The organism is Dethiosulfatibacter aminovorans DSM 17477 (assembly GCF_900142005.1).
Taxonomy (GTDB): domain Bacteria; phylum Bacillota; class Clostridia; order Tissierellales; family Dethiosulfatibacteraceae; genus Dethiosulfatibacter; species Dethiosulfatibacter aminovorans.
Genome location: NZ_FQZL01000026.1, coordinates 26,223 through 47,207 on the forward strand (window position 1 = coordinate 26,223; position 20,985 = coordinate 47,207).

A 20,985-nucleotide genomic window follows, 5' to 3' on the forward strand; every position below is an offset into this window, starting at 1 on the left:
ATTGCACATAGTACAGTTCGGGTCAACATATTTCGTCCTGTGCAATCTTACAAAATTGTAACAAGTATCGGGCAATAAAAAAACACCTGCAAAACAGGCATGCATTGACTCATTGCCGTTTTACAGGTGTCCTATAGCTATTTTATTTAAAATAGACTTCTGTCAGCTCAATTTTTCAATTATCCTGTCTGCGGTGCTTTCGATTCCTGTCAGCAGGTTTTTGTTCTCGACATAACTGTTGCCTACTTTCTGATAGTTGAGGTCGAACTCTATATGACCTACACTTTTCAGGTTTATCATGTCTTCAAGCTCCTTTGGTGTAAACATGGTTCCTTTCTTTCCTTCCTTCTTCATGTACTTGTTGACGAGGTACAGTATATTGCCTGCATTTTCCTTGCCTATTATATTAAGGCAGGTGTTCATTCTTCCGATGTCCTCGATTCTGCTTTCCGTTATGAGAAGTATCCTGTCAAGGACACTGTAGTCCATAATGTCCTTTTCGTCCCTGATGCTGCTTCCATCTATTATTACATAGTCGTATTTATCGTTTAGTATCATGAATAGCTTACCGAAGATCTTGTTTCCCTCCGCTTTCTTGGTTTCAAGCCTGGGAGTTGGTATCATGTCAAAAACCGAACCCTCGACCTCCGCCGATATCTTACCCTCGTCGAGGCTGCATGTGTCGTCAACAAGATCCACATAGTCATATATTATGTTCATGTCATATCCCAGATAGACGGATGCATTTTTTGTCGAACCCGATATGTCCACATATACGACACTGTTATTCTTTGCAAGCTTCTTTGCCAGTTCAAGTGAAAGAACTGTCTTTCCCTGCTGTTCCTCACATGAAGTTACAAGTAAAAATTTACTCATTGGTTCCTCCCTCTTCCGCTTCTGTCGCCTGGGCTTCCAATTCAGCCTCCAGGGCTTCCTGTTCAAGTTCTTCTTCTGATTTTAGATTCAAATAGTCACCTATCACTTCTCTGACTACGGGAGCAGGAAATCTTCCAGAACCTCCCTGGAATATAACCGATGCCACTGCTATCTGTGGATCATCTGCAGGCGCAAAGGCAACATACCATCCAAAGTCGTCATAGGGTTCTCCCGTTTCCGGATTCAAGCCGTCCTTTTCAGCCGTTCCTGTCTTTGATGCAACAGCAACGGGGAAGTTGTTGTACATGCCCCCTGTATTCTCCGATACCATGACCATTCCCTTTGTTACCGTATCAAGGAATGAATAGTCCGACAAATCTATCCTTTCAGAATTCCTTTCAGGCATATAGGTTACCCTGTCTTCATTGTAGGTGGTTCCCTTCTTGATTACGCTGACATTATGTCTGTATCCTCCGTTTGCAACAGTGGCAATATAGTTTGCCATCTGTATGGGCGTATATGCATTGCTTCCCTGACCTATACTGATATTCATGGTGTCTCCATCATTCCACACCGCCTGATTCAGATAAGTATACTTTATTATATCTCCAAGAGGGATTCCCCTGTTATTTCTCATCTCAGGGTCTAGTCCCAGCTTTCCAAGACTGTCAAAAACCTCAGTCCTGGTCATAGGCTCGTTTCCCCTCACCCATGACACGATTTCATTTACTATCTGTTCCTTTTCATCATCATTTATCGTTGTTCCTTCAACTACAAAATTCTCGATTTCATCATCCAGATATAACCTGAGGAAATATTTTATATTGTTTATCTTTGTATCAGGATCAGGAAGTCTTCCCGACACCTCATTGGGAATGGAAATCTCTATTCCTGTCTTGTCGTTCAGTCCCATCTGTTCAGCCATGGACAGTATGTCTTCAAGCTCAACCTTGACTGATACCCTTTCCCCTGTAGCCTTGTTTTCTCCAAGGACTACGCTAAAGAAATAGAAGTTGCACGAATCCCTTATGGCATCAAACATGTTTTCATATCCATGAAGTCCCTTATACATGTTCCATATCCAGCATCCGAATGTCTGGCTTCCAATTTCCATGTGACCTGCACAATAAATCTGTTCGTAAGGTGATATACCCTTTTCCAGAGCTGCCAGCGCTGTTATGATCTTGAATGTCGATCCGGGCTGAATTGCTGTCAGCATGGATATGTTGTAGAGAGGTTTTGGCGCCAGCGGGTTCTTCGACTCATTCAAAAGATCCTGCCAGTCGTTTTGCGAAATTCCTGTCGAAAACAGATTGGGGTCATAGGATGGATAGTTGACCATGGCAAGAACTTCTCCGGTATTGACATCCAGAGCAACCAGCGCTCCCGAAACTGCATTCTTGTAGGTATTGTCGAATTTGAAGTCTCCCCACTTGCTTTCGAAAACTCCTCCAACCTGTATCTCTTCAAGGGCCCTTTCAAGGTATTTTTCAGCATTCCTTTGAAGATCGATGTCTATAGTCAGGTAAAGGTTGTTGCCCGGTACAGGCTCACCTGTCTCAACGGTACTTATCCGATTGCCGTAAACATCAACCTTCAATGTCTCGCTACCCTTTGTGCCATTTAGAAGATATTCAAAATTTTCCTCCACTCCTGTCTTTCCTATTATGTCATCCCTTGAATAGTCTCCCTGATTTATATACTTCTCTATCTCATAGTCCTGGGAAATCCTTCCAAGATACCCAAGGATATGGGCAGCAGATTCCTTGTATGGATAGTATCGAAGAGGTTCAACTGTAATCTCCACACCCTTGAGCTTGTCGTAGTTTTCAGATATAAGTGCCACAGTCTTTTCAGAAACACCGTAGGAAATATCAATTGGGTGGTATGCGAGATATCCCTGCTTTACATATCTTTCCTTTATGGCAAAAACCTTTCTTGCCAGATAGTCGCTTATGTCAACTTCAAACCCTGCATTTTCCTTGAGGTCACGGAAGACATTCTGAGCGGAAATACTGTCATCATCAACACTCCCCAAATTCCCTTCGACCCAGTTGACTTTTTTGATTACAGATGTATACTCCCATCTTGATACTGATATGGACGGATTGATATATGCGAGTAGGGCCTCCTGTGCATAATATTTGACCTCGTCCGAAGTTATGATGTCAAAATCCATATTGCCGGCAATTGCATATTCGACAAGTATGCTGTATGCCGTCGCTTCTTCAGAATATCCTTCCTGAAGAAGGAATTCGTTCTTCTCTTCATTGTTTGTAAAATTGAAATATACAACATTCTGCTCCTCGTCGACAGTGTAGACTATGGGTAGCTCAGGATTCAGCTCCATAACCTTGTCGTAAAGAGTCACTCCGGGCATGATATTTTCTTCATCTGCAACAAAGACATTCCTGAAAAAATCATCATAGCAGTACTGTCTCACAAGATGAGAAAAGTCGGATTTTGCATCAGTTGTGAAATCTATGTATTCAGACCTTGTTACAAGATCCTTCTTTATTGCATAGTAGTCGTTGTCGTAGGTGAAGGAATAGGGCACCAGTTCAAGACCTTCAACCAGGTTGTTTTCATAGAGGATATTAAACATCATGAGTCTGATTTCAGAATTTGTCAGATATTTCCCGAGTATTCTGCCGTCCTCATATACGGCATCAATGATATACTGCACCGGTGTCACACCCTCTATTGTGATGTCTGTAAAATAATACTCTCCGTTTTTATAGGAGACAGGAAAATCCTCAATCTCCTTGTTCATTATGAAGCTTATTCTTTCCTTAAGATCAATTAGGGATTCAAAGTCTTCCGCAGCTGTGAAAATTTCTTCCACCAGACCGTGTTCAATGAAAAGAGCCTCCACTTTCTCCTCAGGATAATAGAATTCAGAAACGCTGTAGTCCGAATCAAACACTATGCTGTTAAGCTCAATTGGAAATTCATCAAGTATGGTTTCATTGTTTCTGTCAAGGATTTCCGCAAGAAGGAGAACAGTGTCGTTGAGATCTTCACTGTCAATATCGTCCTTTCTCATCTGCACGGTAAAACTCGGTACATTTCCGGCAAGGAGGATTCCGTTTCTGTCATAGATATTTCCCCTGGGAGCCTTTATGGGAATATCCCTTATTGTCTTTACATCAGCCTCGGTTCTGTATGCCTCTCCCTGGACTATTGTAAGGGATGCCAGCCTGAAAGCCAATACAAGAAGCATAAGGAGTATAATGTAGAACAATATGTTAAATCTGTTTTTTATATCAAAAATACTTATTTGGATCACCACTTTATTCGAATTTTATGTTAAGCTCCTTGAAAATATATCTTTCAAGTTTAAGTATCGGCGCCAATATTATAACGCTCATAACCAATTCTATAACTATAGGTCTAATCATATATATGATTGAAGCCGAATCAATTTTCAAAAAATAGTTTATCATATAGAACATAAGATGAAAAACTACAGTTGCCGCTACGGTAAAATAAAAATTTGTAAGAAAATCAAACTTATACACGTTTTCCGACAAGCTTCCTAGAGAAAACCCGATAATCAGAAATATCAGAGAATTTATCCCAAAACTCTGATAATATAAAAGATCATTGAGCATGCCAAGCATAAGTCCCAGTGTTCCTCCATAAATTTCATTTGTCTGCAGGGACATGACGACAAGCATCACAAGGGTAAGGTTTACTACAACCCCAAAGACAGTAATAAACTGCAAAATGGTTGACTGGAAAATAAATGAAACCAGTAGAATCAAATAAAATATCATATTCTTCATCATCGTTCCACCCTTATGATATATACTTCAAACAGTTTCTCGAAATCAACGGATGTATCAACTGTGATTTTTTCGGTCAAAAGATCAGAAGTTTTTTCGATCTTTGATATTTCACCTATGTACAGATTTGGAATATATATTTCTCCAAGTCCCGATGTCATAACCTGGTCTCCAATATTTAAATCCTCAGTCTGCTTGAACATATAACCTTCCGTCTCACCTTCAATAGTTCCGCTTATGACTCCGGTTTCATTAGTTCTTAATATCTTTATGCTGACACTACTGTTCACATCATTTATTGCAACAACTTTGGACCAGTTCGGTCCAACATCAGTAATCTTTCCTATGAGGCCAACCCTTATTATCCCGTCATCGGTCTTCATTGCCTGAATAACTATATCGTCAACATTAATATCATCACTACTTCCCTTATCCAGGGTAAACCTTCCAAACCAGTTAACAATATCCCTTGATATGATTTGACTTCTAACAAAGTCATATTCTACGGTTCTAAGCATTTCATATGCATTTGTAAGAGCAGCCGAATTGTTTACAAGATATTTCAACTCCAGGTTCTCCTCCTGAAGACTGTACATTTTCTCCTTCAGCTGCAGGTTTTCTTCCCTGATTTTTGATATGTTGAGTATAGACTCAAAAGAATTGGAAAAGGTCTGCCCTATGGAATAAAAAACCTTCTGGACAGGAGAAAATACTGCTCCTGCAATGCCCGCAGGGCTTGACATATTTCCCTGCGAAGAGCTCAATCCTATTGATGCTATAAGAAACAGTATTATTAAAACAAAAATTATTCTTATGATTCTTTTATTATTATGCAAAAATACCACCTTTAATAAATACTTTTATATTTCATCAAATTCTCTACAACTACGCCAGTACCTCTTGCTACACATCCAAGAGGATCTTCAGAAACAGTCGCTTCTATACCCGTTTCCTGGGTAATAAGCTTGTCAAGGCCCCTAAGAAGAGCTCCACCACCGGTCATTGTTATTCCGTTTAGTGAAATATCCGCAGCAAGTTCGGGAGGAGTGACCTCCAGGACCCTTTTTATTGAAGCCACTATTGCTTCTACCGGCTCTTTTATTGCTTCTCTTATCTGATCATCAGTTACCTTTACGGTCTTTGGAAGTCCCGTTATCAGATCTCTTCCAGTAACATCCTTAATACACTCATCTTCATCGATTATACCGTCAATCACATTACCCATTTCAATCTTTATCTCTTCAGATGTCTTGAATCCTATAAGCATGTTGTGCTTAAATCTTATATAGGTCTTAATGGCTTCATCTATGGCATCTCCACCTAGCTTCAGAGACTCACTCTCCACTATGCCGCCCAGGGAAATAACCGCCGTATCCGTAGTCCCTCCACCGATATCTATCACCATATTTCCAAATGGCTCATAAATATCAAGACCTGAACCTATTGCTGCTGCGACAGGTTCCTCAATGAGCATTGCCCTTTTTGCACCTGCAGACTCTGCAGCTTCCTCAACCGCTCTTTTTTCAACAGCAGTAACCTTTGATGGAATGCCTATTACAATTACAGGTTTTATAAGCTGAAATGTCTTTAACGTTTTTTTAATGAAGTATCTCAACATGACCTGTGTGATGGTGAAATCCGCTATTACGCCATCCTTAAGAGGCCTCACAGTAAATATATCTTCAGGCGTCCTGTCAAGCATCGCCTTGGCGTCGGCCCCTATTGCTATAACCTTGTTTGTCGACCTTTGAACAGCAACAACGGAAGGTTCATCTATAACAACTCCTTTGCCTTTCATGTAGACAAGAGTATTGGCTGTCCCAAGATCTATACCAATTTTTTTGGATAATCCGTCAAATAATGCCATTTATTTCTCCCTTTAGATTATATTCTCTTCCTTGAAGCTTAAATAACTGCCGTCTCCGATAATTATATGGTCAAGTACCTTTATTCCCATTATATCGCCAGCTTCCACAAGCCTTTCGGTTATATTAATATCCTCCCTGCTTGGCTTTGTATCTCCGCTGGGATGATTATGAACCAGTATCATGGAAGCGCTGGATTTCTTTATTGCTTCTGCGAACACCTCTCTTGGGTGTACAATGGAAGAATTCAAGTTTCCAATAGATACCGTCACCACATCTATGATCTGGTTTTTAGTATCCATCAGCACAGTCTTGAAATGCTCCTTTTTCAAATATCTCATATCTTCCATAAGATAGCACGATACATCTCCCGGAGATGATATCTTGTATTTGTTTCCAGGCTCAAGTCTCGCAACCCTCTTACCCAACTCCACGGCAGCAAGAAGCTGTGCCGCCTTTGCATCGCTGACACCGTGAAAGGTACATAAAAATTCCGGACCTGTGTCTAGAAGATTCTTAAGACCTCTTCCATCATGGTTGAGTATCTTTCGTGCAAGATCAACTGCAGTATCCTTTGCACTTCCTACTCTCAGAATAATCGCAATAAGTTCCGAATTCGTAAGCGTATCGGGACCTTGGCTAAGCAGTTTTTCCCTTGGTCTGTCCTCCGAGGGCAGTTCCATTATAGTATAATGTCTATTCTCCAATCCAATCCCCCCAAATTTGATTTGTTTGACCGCTTTGGCGGCTAACGTAACATAGTTACTCTGTCTTGTCCAACAAATTCTTGTTGAAGTATTTGATTAATATTTGATTGATTTTTCCCATCGGAAGACCTACTACATTGGCATAGGAACCCTTGACTGATTTTACCAGAAGTTCACCATAACCCTGGATGCCGTAGGCACCTGCCTTGTCCACATACTCTTCAGTATCAAGGTAGCTGTTTATCGTATCATCGCCAAGATCATAAAATTCCACTTCCGTCACATCATAATCTATGATTCTCAATGGTATTTCTTCATCCATTATGGAAAAACCCGTATAAACATAATGTTTGTCACCGCTTAAGGATTTAAGCATTCTGAATGCATCATTTCTATCCTTGGGTTTTTCTAGTATATCATCCTTATATACTATTGTGTCAGCGGCAATTATAAGACCCTTTTTCTCTTCTTCATGAGTTATATGAAGTGCCTTTTTAAGAGAAAGCGCCATTACAAACTCTTCCGGCCTCATTTTAGTATGACAGACTTCATCTATTTGTGCGGGAACTATTTCAAGGTCGCAGTATTTCCCCAGTATTTCAATTCTTCTAGGCGACTTGGATGCCAGTAATATCTTATCCATAAGCACCTACATCTTCCTGAATATCAGAATCACTGCAATGATTCCTATTACACCTGCAAGATTTATATTGAAGCTGAAACCCATGGTGAAATCGAAAAAGCTAAGGTCAAGAGTAGCCGGTCCAAATGATATGGACTCAGACAATTTCAAAACAGGAATCACCCCTGACAAGGCATCCCCAATGATATTTCCTATTATAGAACCTGCTGCTATTATAAATATCCAAAGTATAATATTATGTTTTTTCACTATGTTCTACCATCCTATACTAATTTGTTTCTTCAAATTTCCAACTATAAAAATACTTGCATAACCTACGAAGCAGCCTGTAAAAAGACTAACGATATACATTACAGGCAAATAGGTCAATATCTTCATATTTTCAAGAACCGCCGCTGCCACAAATACCTGAGCGGTATTATGTGCCAAGGCTCCAAGGACACTTACACCTATAAGGCTTAAGCAGCCACTGAGATATCTGTAAGCCAAATGCATAACTACTACACTCAGTATGGCTCCTGAAATGGAATACAAAAACCCTATTGGATTCCCTACTGCCAGAAGGACAAGTATGCTTTTTAAAATCGCAACTGTAAGTCCCTTCTTGAAGCCGAAAACAACAATAACCGACAGTATAACCATATTTGCCAGTCCAAGCCTTGCTCCCGGAGCAATGAAAGGAAGGGGAATCATCCCCTCAAGTATGCTAAGTACCAGTGCGCCTGTAGTAAGAAGGGCCAAAAATATATATTCTCTTGTATTCATAAACCATCACCGTCAATATTTATTAAATTGAATTCCGGCTTTTACTTTCTCAAGCTGCAGGTAAGCAGCCTAGCCGGTCTAGTGACTCACCGTATCAGGACCTGATTCATTATTTCCTATAATTTCAATAATTACCTTGTTTGGAAGGCATACTATTATTTCACCGGGACTATCAATACTTCCCTGCTTGATACAGGTCTTGTCCGGGCATGTGCTTTCCGCCATATGGACGGACCCTTTTTCAATATGGATCACATTGGTTCCCTTGTCAGTTTCTATGATTATTTCCTTTTCCAATGTAGCATCCAGTGAATACAGCTTGTACAATTCACCGTCCACACTTATTTTTACATACCTGTTGTCATAGTTCATGGCCATGCCACTAATAAAAAACAATGCACATACACTTGACACAAGTATTAAAACTATCAATATCTTATCCCATTTAGTCATGAAATCACCTTCAAATAGTTTAACACTAATGACTTTCATTTACAAGACGACAATAGTACAAAACCCCTGCAACTTTCATAATAAGTTATCAGGGGTTTCATTTCTATAGCGCGACCTTTATAGATTCAAGGCCATTGTCCTCAATATCTGTAATTAGAGCATTGTTTTCCTTTAAGAACAGCGCATATTCTATTACATTTTCAGTTATTACCTCTCCGGGAATGACTATTGGTATGCCTGGAGGATATGCCATTATGGACTCGCAGCTTATCCTTCCTGCCGATTCCCTGAAGGCTACGGTTTCCGTATTGCTGTAATATGCATCCCTTGGAGTCATCCTGCATTCAAGCTCGCCCACATCCTTAAGATGGTTGACAACCTTTTTTATGCCGTATTTCCTTGAAGATATATCCTTTAGTGCTTCAACAAGTCTGCTCAACTGATGCCAGCTGTCCCCAAGACTAATTATGGCAAGTACATTATATGTATCTCCCAGCTCCAGCTGTATGTTGTATTCATCTCTCAACAAATCATAGAGCTCAAATCCCGTCATCCCAATACCACATGTATTGACTACCAGCTTTGTCTCATCAAAGTCATAAACTCCCGGAAGTCCCTTTATTTCTTTCCCGAATGCGTAAAATCCGTCCAATTTGTTTATTTCATCCCTTGCCCATCTGCAGAGTTCAAGTATCCTGTCAAATATTTCCTCTCCTCTGAGGGCAAGGTTCCTTCTGGCAGAATCTATGCTTCCCATAAGAATATACGAGGAGCTGGTAGTACCGTTCATATTGAGACAGCTTCTTATCCTTGATGCAGAAACCATCCCTTCCCTGGATACTATTACACTGCTTTGAGACATTGAGCCTCCAGTCTTATGGGTGCTTATTGATGCAATATCCGCCCCCGCTTCCATAGCACTTGGAGGCAAATCGCCATGAAATTTCAAATGAGCACCATGAGCTTCATCTACAATGACAGCCATATTTCTATCATGAGCATAATCAACAATTTCCCTGAGGTCCGATACTGCTCCATAATAAGTCGGATTGATAACAAAAACCGCCTTGGCGTCCGGATTCTCGTCAATAGCCTTTTTCACAAAATCAGTGTCCATGCCATGGAACAAACCAAGACTTTTATCGTATTCCGGCTGTACGTATACAGGCATGGCACCCGACATTATCAGGCCACTGATGGCAGACTTATGGGCATTCCTGGGAACAATTATCTTTTCTCCCGGTTTGCAGACAGCCATTATCATGCTTCTGACGGCTGCACTTGTGCCATTCACAACGAAGAATCCATGGTCTCCCCCATATGCATCTGCAAGAAGAGCCTCAGCCTCCTTAATTACAGATACAGGATTGGACAATATATCCAGACATTTCATCGAGTTGAAATCAAGGGCCAATATTTCCTCTCCATAAATTCCTGCAAGATCCGCAGCCCCTCTTCCAAACTTGTGCCCAGGAACATCGAAGGGCACTGATTTGCTGTCCCTGTATTTCATCATGGCGTCAAGGAGAGGTGCCCTGTCATGTTTATTCTCAGAAACCTCATTAATATATATTATGTTATTGGTCAGAATATCAAATTGTTTTTCCATTATTCCACCTCTATTTCCTTTCTATCAAATTTTTCCGATACTGCCGCAAGAGCCAATTCTCTCATGATCTTGCAGGCTGCCGCCGTGGATATTCCCGTATTGTCGTAGTGGGGTGAAAGCTCCACAATATCCATGCCGATTATATCCAGTCCCTTCAACTTCCCGATGGCTCCAGTCATATCGCCAAAGGATATTCCTCCTGGCTCCGGAGTTCCTGTTCCCGGGAAAACAGAAGGATCCAATATATCAAGATCTATAGTTACATATACTTTTTTTCCCTTCAGGTTATCTACAACTTCACTCAGGCTATCTATTGAGAATTTCTCCATTGTAGTGTGCTCTTTTGCCCAATTGAATTCTTCTCTATCTCCTGACCTGATTCCGAACTGGAAAATCCTGTCGTCTCCAACCAAATCCCAGCACCGCCTTATAACCGTTGCATGGGACAGCTTCACTCCCAGGTAATCGTCTCTCAAATCTGCATGAGCATCAAAGTGAATAAGATACACGTCCGGATATTTTTCCCATACCGCCTTAAATGACGGATAGGTAACCAGATGCTCTCCTCCGACCATAAAAGGTATCTTGTCGTCCCCAACAATTGAGGAAACTGCACCATGTATATTCTCAAGGGATTTTTCAATGTTCCCAATCGGGATTTCAACATCCCCGCCATCGTGGAATTTATAATCCGTCATATCCATATCAAGATATGGACTGTAGGTCTCAAGTCCGTAGAACTCCTTTCTTATTGCCTCCGGACCGAATCTGGTTCCTGGCCTGAAGGAGGTGGTGCCGTCAAAAGGCGCCCCAAATACAACTATTTCTGCATCATCATATCCAGAATCAAACTCTGCAAAACTGCCAAACTCCCTATTCAACATCCTCTATCAGCTCCTTCACATAATTGGACAGCATAAAGCATATCCATATTTCGGCCATGTGTGGATTGTATTGTCCATTTTCCAAAAATCCACACCAAAGTTTAGTAATACTAATATTAAAATTTACCAGAATTAAATATAACATTTTTTCAAAAAAAGTCAATACAAAATATTCTCAATTCACACTTTTTTACATGCAGTTTAAAAGCATTGGTATAACCGTGTTTGGGGCGCTAAAATCTCGCTTTTTCTTAAATATTTCAATTGCAACAAAAATTCAGTTTACAAATACTAAACAAACAGTAAAATAATAAAGCATAAAAAAAACGAGTCCCTCTGTTAAAAGGACTCGCTTTGTTTTCTGATATTTGATTATCTCATTTCGATTGCATCCTTTGGACACTTATCGTAGCATACGCCGCAGCCTATACACTTGTCCTGGTCAACAACATGAACTCCCTTGAGCTCTCCTGAAATACACTCGACAGGACAGTTTTTTGCACAAATAGTACATCCAATACATTTGTCCTCTATGATTGTTGCCTTCTTCCTGTCTTCAAGCAATGCCGTTATTGCCTTTGTAGGACACTTTTCTGCACAAACCATGCAGTTTGTACATTTTTCGTAATCTATTCTTGCAATATTGTCAACTACAGTGATTGCATCGAAAGGACAAGCCTTTTCACAAATCTTGCATCCGATACAGCCCACCTTGCATTCTTCCTTAACAGTCTTTCCAAACTCATGGTTTGAGCAGTCAACTACAGTTTTCTGCTTGTAAGGAACAAGCTCTATAATATTCTTAGGACATTCCTTTATACATTTCTCGCAGGCTGTACATTTCTCAGGATCCACTATTGCAACACCATTTACAACACGTATTGCATCGAAAGGACAAACCTCTACACAGGATCCGTTTCCAAGGCAACCGAAAGAACAAGCCTTGTCTCCACCCTGTATCATTGCTGAAGCCTTGCAATCAGCAATTCCCTGATACTCATATTTCTTTTCCGTTCTGTCGTAGTTACCCTTGCACAGAACCCTTGCAACCATTTTTTCTCCTGCTGCCGCTTCAATACCCATGATCTTGCTTATTGCTTCCACACTTGCTTCTCCACCGACTGGACAAGCAGTTATAGGAGCATCTCCAGCTACGATAGCCTTCGCCAGTGCATCACATCCAGGCAATCCGCAGGCTCCACAGTTAGCTCCAGGAAGAGCATCTCTTACTTCTGTTATCTTAGGGTCAACTTCAACATGGAAGACCTTTGAAGCTATCGCAAGAATTACTCCAAATGCCAATCCCAGTCCACCAAGTGCACCTACTGCTGTTACTATTCCATTCATCTGACCCACCTCCTATAATGACAGGCCTGAAAATCCCAAAAAGGCTATCGACATCAATCCTGCTGTGATCAATGCTATAGGGAATCCTTTAAGACATTCAGGTACATCTGCTATTTCAAGTCTTTCTCTTATACCTGCAAACAATACTATTGCTACTGTAAATCCTATTGCCGCACCTAAAGAGTTTACTATTGTTTCAATCAGGTTGTATCCTTCCTGGATATTGATTATTGCCAAACCAAGAACTGCACAGTTTGTAGTAATCAATGGAAGGAACACACCAAGGGCTTCATATAAAGAAGGGCTTGATTTCTTAAGGAACATCTCAACAAACTGAACAAGTGCCGCTATTACAAGAATAAAGGCAATAGTTTGAAGATATCCCAGTCCGAAATTGTCAAGAACCGCCACCTGTACAAGGTACGTGATTATTGACGCCAGGGTCATAACGAACGTAACCGCTACACCCATACCAAGAGCTGTATCCACCTTTTTCGATACTCCAAGGAAAGGACAAATACCGAGGAATTTAGACAGTACATAGTTGTTTACAAGTACTGCACCAATAAATATACTAAACAATCCCATTATTGTGCCTCCTTCTCAATCTTCTTAAGTTTCTTCTGATTGGCCACATAGTTTACAAGACCTATCAAAAGTCCAAGAGCAAGGAAAGCTCCCGGTGGAAGTATCATTACAAGAACAGGCTTGAATCCTGCGCCCATTACATCAAGTCCAAAAAGACTTCCGGCACCAAGCAATTCTCTTACAGCACCAAGTATTGTGAGGGCTCCTGTAAATCCAAGGCCCATTCCCACTGCATCCACAATTGAAGGCAATGCTGCCGACTTGGAAGCGTAAGATTCCGCTCTACCAAGAATCAGACAGTTAACAACTATCAGTGGTATAAATAGTCCTAGAGACTTGTAAAGACTGTATGCATATGCATGCATGAACATGTCGATAATTGTAACAAAAGTCGCTATTATTACGATAAAAGCCGGAATACGGATTTTATCAGGTATTACTTTTCTCAGCAGGGATATAACAAGGTTCGAACCTATTAAAACTACAGTAGTAGCCAATCCCATACCCATACCGTTGATGGCTGAAGTAGTAACAGCCAGAGTTGGACACATACCCAAAAGTTGAACAAAAGTAGGGTTCTCATCCAATAAACCATTTTTAAATGTTTTCATATAATTCATTTCAGACCCTCCTCTTATTTGATATATTCGTTGTAGATCAACATTGCATTGTTGACGGCACTGTTAAACGACTTTGATGAAAAAGTTGCACCTGCAAGAGAACTTATCTCATTGTCTGCCGAAGGCGGAACCTTAACTATAACAAGTTCGGTATCAACAGGTTTACCAATAAACTGTTCCTGAAAATCAACCTTCTCAACATTTGTACCAAGTCCTGGTGTTTCAGATAGTGAAAGAACCTTAAGTCCGGCCACTTCTCCATCCATTGAAATTCCAACAAAAACCTCAATGTCTCCGCCGTAACCCGCTACAGTGCTTAATGTTCTCACGGCATAACCAACCTGATTTCCACTTTCATCAATAACTGTCCTTGCATCCACAAACTTCTCATTTTCAGAGGAGATTTTTTCTATTAGACTGCTGTCCATATTTTCAAAACCGACTGCTCCTGGAATTACAGCTCCGGCAACTTCAGGTCCCGAACTTGCAGCTTCCTCAGTAGCTACAATGAGGTTGTAAGTAACACCATTTGAAAATGCCAGTATTCCTGCTGCTATTGCAGCAATAAGGAACAGCATGAATCCTAATTTTACTATTTCATTTTTCATTTTTTAGCACCTCCCGTACCGAACACCCTTGGTGCAGTATATTTCTCGATTAAAGGAGTAGCAACATTCATGAAGAGGATAGAATAAGATACACCCTCTGCAGAACTGCTGTACAATCTTATAAGCATGGTAAGAACACCACATCCTATACCGAATACGATTTTCCCTTTTTTGGATACAGGACTTGAAACGTAGTCCGTTGCCATGAAAATTGCTCCAAGCATAAGACCGCCACCAAATACGTGATATGATGTGGCTGTAAGATCAAAACCTGTAGATATCAATGCTAGAACCGCTACAGTACCTATGTATGCAACAGGTATTCTCCATGAAATAACTTTCTTGTAAAGCAGGTAAATTCCACCTAATATAAGAAGTATTGCCGAAGTTTCACCAAGACATCCTGGAATTCTACCTACGATAACATCTGAAAGCGGCTGAATGCCGGCGTCAGAAGCTTTAAGCAACGCCATTGGCGTAGCAGCGGAAATAGTATCCGCCATTGCTCCCGGAGCAGACCAGAATGTCATCTGTACAGGCCATGAAGCAACAAGAAAGGCTCTTCCTGCCAATGCAGGGTTTATGAAGTTGTTTCCAAGACCTCCAAAAACCTGTTTTCCTATTGCAATTGCAACTGCTGAACCAATTACAGGTATCCACCATGGAACCATTGGCGGCAAGTTGAATGCCAGAAGAAGTCCTGTAACAACAGCACTTAAATCATTTATTGTAACTCTTTGCTTGCTTATTTTTTGTATTAAGGCTTCAGTTCCCACTGCAGAACCAACAGACAGTGCTATTATAAAGGCTGACTGGAGTCCGAAAAAGTACACACTTGCAATCAGGGCAGGCACAAGTGCAATAACAACATCCAGCATTACCGAAGTAGTCGTCTCGGTTGATCTGATATGCGGGGAAGATGAAGCAAATAATCTTTTATTCATTTTCAACTATCCTCCTAACCTCTTTTTCTCTTTGCGATGATTTCCTTCTTGGCGATTCTTATAGCATCAACAAGAGGTCTCTTTGCTGGACATACAAAGGAACATGATCCACATTCTATGCAATCCATGGCATTGTAAGCTTCCGCCTCTTCATATCTTCCAAGAAGAGTGTTCTTGCTTATCATGAACGGCTGCAGTCCGCTAGGACATGCGTCCACACATTTCCCACATCTGATGCAGTTCGACTCTTGAGGCCTTTCCGCATCTTTCTTGTTAAGTACAAGTATTCCTGATGTACCCTTTATTACAGGAACCTCTCCCGTATACTGGGCGATACCCATCATCGGACCACCGTTGATTATCTTGCCAAGGTCTTCAGTATAACCTCCGCAGAATTCAACAACTTCATTGAAGCTTGTACCCATTTTTACCATAAGGTTTTTGGGCTCTTTCACCGCACTTCCTGTAATTGTCACTACTCTTTCAACAACAGGCATTCCAGTAAGTACTGCATCGCTGATTGCGGCAACTGTACTGATGTTTTGAACAACAGCTCCAACATCCATTGGAAGACCGCCTGAAGGTACTTCCCTTCCTGTAACTGCAAAGATCAAACTTTTCTCTCCACCCTGTGGATACTTGGTCTGAAGCTCTGCAACAGAAAGTGCAGGATAGTCCTTCACTGCATCTTTCATAGACTTGATGGCATCAGGCTTGTTTCCCTCGATACCGATAACTCCTTTTTCCACTCCAAGAACCTTCATTACCGCAAGAGTTCCCTGAACAACCTTTTCAGGCATTTCAAGCATAACCCTGTGGTCCGAAGTCAGATAAGGCTCACACTCCGCACCATTGATAATAACTATATCAATTGGCTTTTCCTTTGGAGGACTCAACTTCACGTGGGTTGGAAAACCTGCTCCACCCATTCCTGTGAGTCCGCATTCCTTGATGATTCCCTTCAATTCTTCTGGAGATAGAGAATCAACAGTACCTCTCGGCTTCACTGATTCGTCAACAGTCATAAGACCGTCAGACTCGATTACAATACTTTTTACCTTTGCTCCTCCCGGAGACTGTCTCAATTCAATCTTCTTGACAGTTCCAGATACACTTGAATGTATTGGAGATGAAACAAATGCTTGAGATTCACCAATTTTTTGACCAACTTTAACTGAATCTCCCACCTTTACCACAGGATCACAGGGTGCGCCTATGTGCTGCGCCAAAGGTATAACTACAACAGATGGAACCGGTGCCGCTTCAATGGCCTTAGTTTCCGTCTGCTTTTTGAAATGAGGAGGATGTATACCGCCTCTAAACGTTAACCCATTTTTGCTCATATAAAATTCACCTCTTGATTATTAATACATTTCCCTTATTGTTTATTGTATACAGAATTAGACAATCCATTATAACACATAAATTTATTTTTTGTTATAAGTTTTATTCATTAGTTGGTACTTTTTTTAATATTGGCTACATTTTCAAGTATATACCCTTTAATCCACATGAGAACATCGGGGCTTCCAAGAGGCACTCCGTCAAGTATTTCCTTGATTTCCACAGTATCAAAATCGAAACGTCTTCCATTATACACATGAGTGTAAACCAGCTCGTAGTTATCTGAATCATTGAGAAGAATCATGATTGTATCCTGTATTTTCCCAAGAGGCGCCCTGTCAATATGGTCATAATCCATCTCGCAATAGAGACTTGTACCAATACCTTCTTCGGATTGTATTTTTATACTGCCATTGCATCTTTCTACAGCCGCCTTTAAAAGAGGTATTCCAAGCCCAACCCTTCTGACATCTCTTGACGTATAGAATGGATCCTCTATCTTCCTTAGGGTTTCCTCGTCCATTCCTTTTCCATTGTCTTCAATTGATATGACAAGCTTGTTGTCCTCAAGATTTTCCTCAATGAAAATCCCTATTCTAGTGGCCTCAGCCCTTATTGAATTCCTTGCTATGTCCAGTACGTGCAGCGAGAGTTCCTTCATACAGCCCTCCTGTTGTTTTTCTGTATCAAGTTCTTCAATTTCTCTTCAGGCAGGCTGTATATCAACAAACCTCCCAATATTGTAACTATGCCTGCAAAAATTACAATATTCATGGTCTCATCGAAAAGAACCATGGCAAATATTATGGCAAATACAGGCTCTGTCAATGCCGACAAGGTCAGAGTTACCGGCGAAAGCCTTCCAAGTACATAATTATAAATTCCGTGTCCCAGGACAGAACATGCAAAACCGTGGGAAATCATTATAACGGTGTCCCTCATGCCATGTCCCGCAACACCTATTCCCGAGACCTTCATCAAAATCAGAAGCACAAGGGCAGACGATAGATAGACTAGAGTTACGTACACCTTCATTGACATGTATTTCCTCAAATAACCCCCAAGCATATAGTATCCTGAAATAAAAAAAGCTCCCAGTACTGCCAACAGATCACCTTGCATGTTTTCCAGTCCGAATTCCATTTTTGACAATACGAGGAGAACAGAGCCTGCCAAACAGGTTATTATTCCCAGAATACGCCTGCCTCCAATCTTCTCCTTGAACAAAATCCATGAAATAAATGCTACAAACACGGGACAAAGGGCTCCAAGGACCGAAGCATTTGCTACAGTAGTATATCCAAGAGATGTAATCCAAGCACTGTAATAAAATGCAAGGAACATTCCACTCAAGAAGGAAAAGCCGACTTTATCCATAGCAACTTGAAAAAGCTCCCTTCTGTCTTTAACCAACGTCACAGCAAACCAGAACAACCCGGCAAAAAATACCCTGTAGAACGATATGGCAAAGGGGTGGACGTCGACAAACCTTACAAACACTGATGATGTGGCAGAAAGAACGACTCCCGCCAGCAATAGTACATAGTTTTTATTCATAATATTTCTCCTCAAAAGAACACTGCTTTGCCTCATTTGTTGAACAAGCAGTTATTTGAAATGTGAATGAAACTTTCCAAATCTATAAAATAAAAGCAGGATAAATCCTACTTTCCAAGTCCTATATATTTTATCATCGATTCAATGCTGTCACAATCAAAATAGTTTAAAGGCTCCGAAATATCTTCAAGCCTGTGGGCATCTGAATTATAGATTTTCTTGTACTTCTCTGTTAACCTGTTTTCATACTCCTTCGATTCCACTTCTACAAATTCAAAATCATATTCCGGCGGTATGAATCCAAGTACTCCAATAATCCCATTGGATTTCTTTTCTACATGGGCAGGCATCACAACTCCATTGACCGCCTTTACCATTCCGATTATGTCCTTTATTGTAAAGGTTGTAGCATTAATAAGAAGCTTTTCAAGGGTTCCCCTTGGATTATCCATTTCATCATAGATTGTCTGTTCTCCAAAGATTTCAGGTCTGTTCTTTATATCCGGCAAAGCATCATAAAGCTTGTCTGAAACAATCTTTGCATCTTCATAAGTATTGAAGTATGCAAGGATATGCACCTCTTCCCTTGAAGTGATTTCTATTCCGGGAATCACTTTCATGCCGGTCTTGTCTGCAACTGCCTTTACGGCAGGGTAGTTCTCAACCGTATTGTGATCAGTCACGGATATTATATCAAGCCCCTTGATTATTGACATGTTCACAATATTGTTTGGAGTCATCTCCTTCTCCCCGCAGGGGGACAGTCCCGAATGGATATGGAGATCATAGTAAATCTTCATTACATTCCAAGGTCGTGAAGCCTGCAGGCAAGGTCATATGCAGGAAGGCCGGATTTAAGAATGACAATATCCATATCAGCCGCCTTTTCAATAGTGTCTTCATCCACTTCCATGTTTTCAGCCACCAGAATAGCCGCCAGTTCCAAAAGATCTGCTATTGCAACAACATTAATGTGGGTCTGGATAGTTATCCATACTTCATCGTGCTTTGCCTTCGCCATTACAAGACTAAGCAGGTCGCCAATATATACGCCCTCCGCCTCGATATTACTTATACCTGTTTCACCTGTAATTATTTCCAGTTCCAGTTCCTCTATTATTGTACTGAGTTTCATAAAATCAGCTCCTATTTCTCAATTTAAGTATTACACAGCTGTCCAGCTCATTTATTCCATCAACTATGTCTTCTGCCAATGCCCTGCATGTTGGTGATCCACAGGAACCGCAATCAAGCCTTGGAAGGATGCCATAAATCTTCTCTATTTCCTCCATCCTTTTAATAGCCGCCTTAAGGTCCACTTTCTTTTCAATCATGTCTTTAAGGTCCAGTTCGTCTTCGAAATATCCCAGTTCTTCAAATTCATCGAATTTTTCCAAATCGTCGTTGAGAACCATGGACTCATCTGTATTCTTTATTATATAGTTAATATTGTTTTTTGCAACAAATGGATTTTCAAAATTGAAGGATCCGCCTACGCAACTGCCGTTACATGACATAAGCTCTACAAAATCAACATGATCAAGCTTTCCAAGCTCTATTTCATCAAGTATGTCCATTACGTTTTCTATTCCGGAAACAGCTATACTGTTGTCTGCATTTACAGCCTTGGCCTGCCCTCCGGATATGCACCATTGAAGTCCAGTCAGAGATGGCGTTGAAAAACACATGTCATCCTGCATCTTTATGGCTCTCACGAGATCTCCATATATTTCCTTAAATGAAATAACCTTATCTATACTTGAGCCGCTCGTTCCTACAGGCTTTTTGACACTGATTGCCTTGGCAGGGCAAGGAGAAATATAAAAAACCTCTATTGGTTTGTTTGATTTCCTAAATATTTCCTTAACTTTTCTTATTGCAAGCTTTGCAGCAATCTCCATGGGAGACTGGATTTCGATCATATGCTCCAGTAATGACGGGTACTTAACTTTAATCAGCCTTATTACAGCAGGACAGTTTGAATTTATGAGAGGTTTGAGGACATCCTTTTCCCTTAGTTTCTTATCGATGGCCTTGGATACCAGTTCTGCTCCCCAGCTTTCGTCATAGACATAGTCAAATCCTATGGAAAGCAGGGCTCTGTGTATCTTGCATGTTTCAGTTCCATGACCGAACTGTCCATATACCGTAACGGAGGGTATTACAATTGATATCTTGTCCTTGTCAATATCTTCAATCTTGTCGGTACTGGGTGCATATGCATTGTACGGACAAACCCGTATGCATTCACCACAGTGTATGCATTTTTCAATATTTATTATTGCCTTTTTATTTACAACCCGTATTGCTTCCGTAGGGCATTTTCTCATGCAGTTTGTACAACCCTGACATTTATCCTTATCAAGAAAAAAAGCTCTGTCCAATAA

The 20,985-nt window shown here is 40.8% G+C and carries 23 protein-coding genes; all 23 read right to left on the reverse strand.

The window, feature by feature from the left end; translation table 11 throughout:
• Positions 1-162: 162 nt before the first annotated feature.
• The gene (locus tag BUB05_RS14215) at positions 163-876 is read right to left on the reverse strand and encodes a P-loop NTPase family protein (RefSeq protein WP_073050284.1); all 714 of its coding nucleotides are present in this window, start codon (positions 874-876) and stop codon (positions 163-165) included.
• The gene (locus tag BUB05_RS14220; protein WP_139258029.1) at positions 869-4,120 is read right to left on the reverse strand and encodes a penicillin-binding transpeptidase domain-containing protein; all 3,252 of its coding nucleotides are present in this window, start codon (positions 4,118-4,120) and stop codon (positions 869-871) included. Before BUB05_RS14220 ends, BUB05_RS14215 begins: the two co-directional genes overlap by 8 nt.
• Before the next feature lie 49 nt (positions 4,121-4,169).
• Positions 4,170-4,667, reverse strand: a complete 498-nt coding sequence (mreD, locus tag BUB05_RS14225) for a rod shape-determining protein MreD (protein WP_073050286.1) — start codon at positions 4,665-4,667, stop codon at positions 4,170-4,172.
• The gene (gene mreC / locus BUB05_RS14230; RefSeq protein ID WP_073050287.1) at positions 4,664-5,500 is read right to left on the reverse strand and encodes a rod shape-determining protein MreC; all 837 of its coding nucleotides are present in this window, start codon (positions 5,498-5,500) and stop codon (positions 4,664-4,666) included. Before mreC ends, mreD begins: the two co-directional genes overlap by 4 nt.
• Before the next feature lie 11 nt (positions 5,501-5,511).
• Positions 5,512-6,531 carry a rod shape-determining protein gene (mreB, locus tag BUB05_RS14235; RefSeq protein ID WP_073050288.1) on the reverse strand — a complete coding sequence of 340 codons (1,020 nt, stop codon included), beginning with the start codon at positions 6,529-6,531 and terminating at the stop codon, positions 5,512-5,514.
• A gap of 12 nt (positions 6,532-6,543) precedes the next feature.
• Entirely contained in the window at positions 6,544-7,212 is a 669-nt protein-coding gene (radC, locus tag BUB05_RS14240; RefSeq protein WP_073050289.1) for a RadC family protein, read from the reverse strand.
• A gap of 79 nt (positions 7,213-7,291) precedes the next feature.
• Entirely contained in the window at positions 7,292-7,879 is a 588-nt protein-coding gene (locus BUB05_RS14245; protein ID WP_073050313.1) for a Maf family protein, read from the reverse strand.
• 6 nt (positions 7,880-7,885) lie between these two features.
• Positions 7,886-8,128: a DUF4321 domain-containing protein gene (locus BUB05_RS14250; protein ID WP_175548574.1), complete on the reverse strand. Its 243-nt coding sequence runs from the start codon at positions 8,126-8,128 to the stop codon at positions 7,886-7,888.
• A gap of 6 nt (positions 8,129-8,134) precedes the next feature.
• Complete coding sequence (locus BUB05_RS14255; protein WP_073050291.1) at positions 8,135-8,644, reverse strand: Gx transporter family protein; 510 nt, start codon at positions 8,642-8,644, stop codon at positions 8,135-8,137.
• Between the two features lie 78 nt (positions 8,645-8,722).
• Positions 8,723-9,097 carry a NusG domain II-containing protein gene (locus BUB05_RS14260; RefSeq protein WP_073050292.1) on the reverse strand — a complete coding sequence of 125 codons (375 nt, stop codon included), beginning with the start codon at positions 9,095-9,097 and terminating at the stop codon, positions 8,723-8,725.
• Between the two features lie 103 nt (positions 9,098-9,200).
• Positions 9,201-10,706 (reverse strand): aminotransferase class I/II-fold pyridoxal phosphate-dependent enzyme, encoded by a 1,506-nt coding sequence (locus tag BUB05_RS14265; RefSeq protein ID WP_094762970.1) that lies wholly within the window; start codon positions 10,704-10,706, stop codon positions 9,201-9,203.
• Complete coding sequence (gene speB, locus BUB05_RS14270; protein ID WP_073050293.1) at positions 10,706-11,590, reverse strand: agmatinase; 885 nt, start codon at positions 11,588-11,590, stop codon at positions 10,706-10,708. The genes BUB05_RS14265 and speB overlap by 1 nt, the downstream gene beginning before the upstream one ends.
• A 372-nt stretch (positions 11,591-11,962) precedes the next feature.
• Positions 11,963-12,937, reverse strand: a complete 975-nt coding sequence (rnfB, locus tag BUB05_RS14275) for an RnfABCDGE type electron transport complex subunit B (protein WP_073050294.1) — start codon at positions 12,935-12,937, stop codon at positions 11,963-11,965.
• Between the two features lie 12 nt (positions 12,938-12,949).
• Entirely contained in the window at positions 12,950-13,525 is a 576-nt protein-coding gene (rsxA, locus tag BUB05_RS14280) for an electron transport complex subunit RsxA (protein WP_073050295.1), read from the reverse strand.
• Positions 13,525-14,145 carry an electron transport complex subunit RsxE gene (gene rsxE, locus BUB05_RS14285; RefSeq protein ID WP_073050296.1) on the reverse strand — a complete coding sequence of 207 codons (621 nt, stop codon included), beginning with the start codon at positions 14,143-14,145 and terminating at the stop codon, positions 13,525-13,527. Before rsxE ends, rsxA begins: the two co-directional genes overlap by 1 nt.
• A gap of 14 nt (positions 14,146-14,159) precedes the next feature.
• The gene (locus BUB05_RS14290) at positions 14,160-14,753 is read right to left on the reverse strand and encodes an RnfABCDGE type electron transport complex subunit G (RefSeq protein ID WP_073050297.1); all 594 of its coding nucleotides are present in this window, start codon (positions 14,751-14,753) and stop codon (positions 14,160-14,162) included.
• A complete protein-coding gene (locus BUB05_RS14295) occupies positions 14,750-15,697 on the reverse strand; it encodes an RnfABCDGE type electron transport complex subunit D (RefSeq protein WP_073050298.1) in 948 nt (315 codons plus the stop codon). Before BUB05_RS14295 ends, BUB05_RS14290 begins: the two co-directional genes overlap by 4 nt.
• A gap of 14 nt (positions 15,698-15,711) precedes the next feature.
• Positions 15,712-17,040 (reverse strand): electron transport complex subunit RsxC, encoded by a 1,329-nt coding sequence (rsxC, locus tag BUB05_RS14300; protein ID WP_073050299.1) that lies wholly within the window; start codon positions 17,038-17,040, stop codon positions 15,712-15,714.
• A gap of 110 nt (positions 17,041-17,150) precedes the next feature.
• Positions 17,151-17,702 (reverse strand): ATP-binding protein, encoded by a 552-nt coding sequence (locus BUB05_RS14305; RefSeq protein WP_073050300.1) that lies wholly within the window; start codon positions 17,700-17,702, stop codon positions 17,151-17,153.
• Positions 17,699-18,598, reverse strand: a complete 900-nt coding sequence (locus BUB05_RS14310) for a DMT family transporter (protein WP_073050301.1) — start codon at positions 18,596-18,598, stop codon at positions 17,699-17,701. Before BUB05_RS14310 ends, BUB05_RS14305 begins: the two co-directional genes overlap by 4 nt.
• 107 nt (positions 18,599-18,705) lie before the next feature.
• Positions 18,706-19,398, reverse strand: a complete 693-nt coding sequence (locus tag BUB05_RS14315; RefSeq protein ID WP_073050302.1) for a PHP domain-containing protein — start codon at positions 19,396-19,398, stop codon at positions 18,706-18,708.
• Positions 19,398-19,733: a serine kinase gene (locus tag BUB05_RS14320; RefSeq protein WP_073050303.1), complete on the reverse strand. Its 336-nt coding sequence runs from the start codon at positions 19,731-19,733 to the stop codon at positions 19,398-19,400. Before BUB05_RS14320 ends, BUB05_RS14315 begins: the two co-directional genes overlap by 1 nt.
• A gap of 4 nt (positions 19,734-19,737) precedes the next feature.
• Positions 19,738-20,982 carry a [Fe-Fe] hydrogenase large subunit C-terminal domain-containing protein gene (locus BUB05_RS14325; RefSeq protein WP_094762972.1) on the reverse strand — a complete coding sequence of 415 codons (1,245 nt, stop codon included), beginning with the start codon at positions 20,980-20,982 and terminating at the stop codon, positions 19,738-19,740.
• Positions 20,983-20,985: the final 3 nt, after the last annotated feature.

Coding starts and splice junctions, on each gene's coding strand:
- BUB05_RS14215 (WP_073050284.1), bottom strand. CDS start 876: ATGAGTAAATTTTTACTTGTAACTTCATGTGAGGAACAGCAGGGAAAG.
- mreD (WP_073050286.1), bottom strand. CDS start 4,667: ATGATGAAGAATATGATATTTTATTTGATTCTACTGGTTTCATTTATT.
- mreB (WP_073050288.1), bottom strand. CDS start 6,531: ATGGCATTATTTGACGGATTATCCAAAAAAATTGGTATAGATCTTGGG.
- radC (WP_073050289.1), bottom strand. CDS start 7,212: ATGGAACTGCCCTCGGAGGACAGACCAAGGGAAAAACTGCTTAGCCAA.
- BUB05_RS14245 (WP_073050313.1), bottom strand. CDS start 7,879: ATGGATAAGATATTACTGGCATCCAAGTCGCCTAGAAGAATTGAAATA.
- BUB05_RS14255 (WP_073050291.1), bottom strand. CDS start 8,644: ATGAATACAAGAGAATATATATTTTTGGCCCTTCTTACTACAGGCGCA.
- BUB05_RS14260 (WP_073050292.1), bottom strand. CDS start 9,097: ATGACTAAATGGGATAAGATATTGATAGTTTTAATACTTGTGTCAAGT.
- BUB05_RS14265 (WP_094762970.1), bottom strand. CDS start 10,706: ATGGAAAAACAATTTGATATTCTGACCAATAACATAATATATATTAAT.
- speB (WP_073050293.1), bottom strand. CDS start 11,590: ATGTTGAATAGGGAGTTTGGCAGTTTTGCAGAGTTTGATTCTGGATAT.
- rnfB (WP_073050294.1), bottom strand. CDS start 12,937: ATGAATGGAATAGTAACAGCAGTAGGTGCACTTGGTGGACTGGGATTG.
- rsxA (WP_073050295.1), bottom strand. CDS start 13,525: ATGGGATTGTTTAGTATATTTATTGGTGCAGTACTTGTAAACAACTAT.
- rsxE (WP_073050296.1), bottom strand. CDS start 14,145: ATGAATTATATGAAAACATTTAAAAATGGTTTATTGGATGAGAACCCT.
- BUB05_RS14290 (WP_073050297.1), bottom strand. CDS start 14,753: ATGAAAAATGAAATAGTAAAATTAGGATTCATGCTGTTCCTTATTGCT.
- BUB05_RS14295 (WP_073050298.1), bottom strand. CDS start 15,697: ATGAATAAAAGATTATTTGCTTCATCTTCCCCGCATATCAGATCAACC.
- rsxC (WP_073050299.1), bottom strand. CDS start 17,040: ATGAGCAAAAATGGGTTAACGTTTAGAGGCGGTATACATCCTCCTCAT.
- BUB05_RS14305 (WP_073050300.1), bottom strand. CDS start 17,702: ATGAAGGAACTCTCGCTGCACGTACTGGACATAGCAAGGAATTCAATA.
- BUB05_RS14310 (WP_073050301.1), bottom strand. CDS start 18,598: ATGAATAAAAACTATGTACTATTGCTGGCGGGAGTCGTTCTTTCTGCC.
- BUB05_RS14315 (WP_073050302.1), bottom strand. CDS start 19,398: ATGAAGATTTACTATGATCTCCATATCCATTCGGGACTGTCCCCCTGC.
- BUB05_RS14320 (WP_073050303.1), bottom strand. CDS start 19,733: ATGAAACTCAGTACAATAATAGAGGAACTGGAACTGGAAATAATTACA.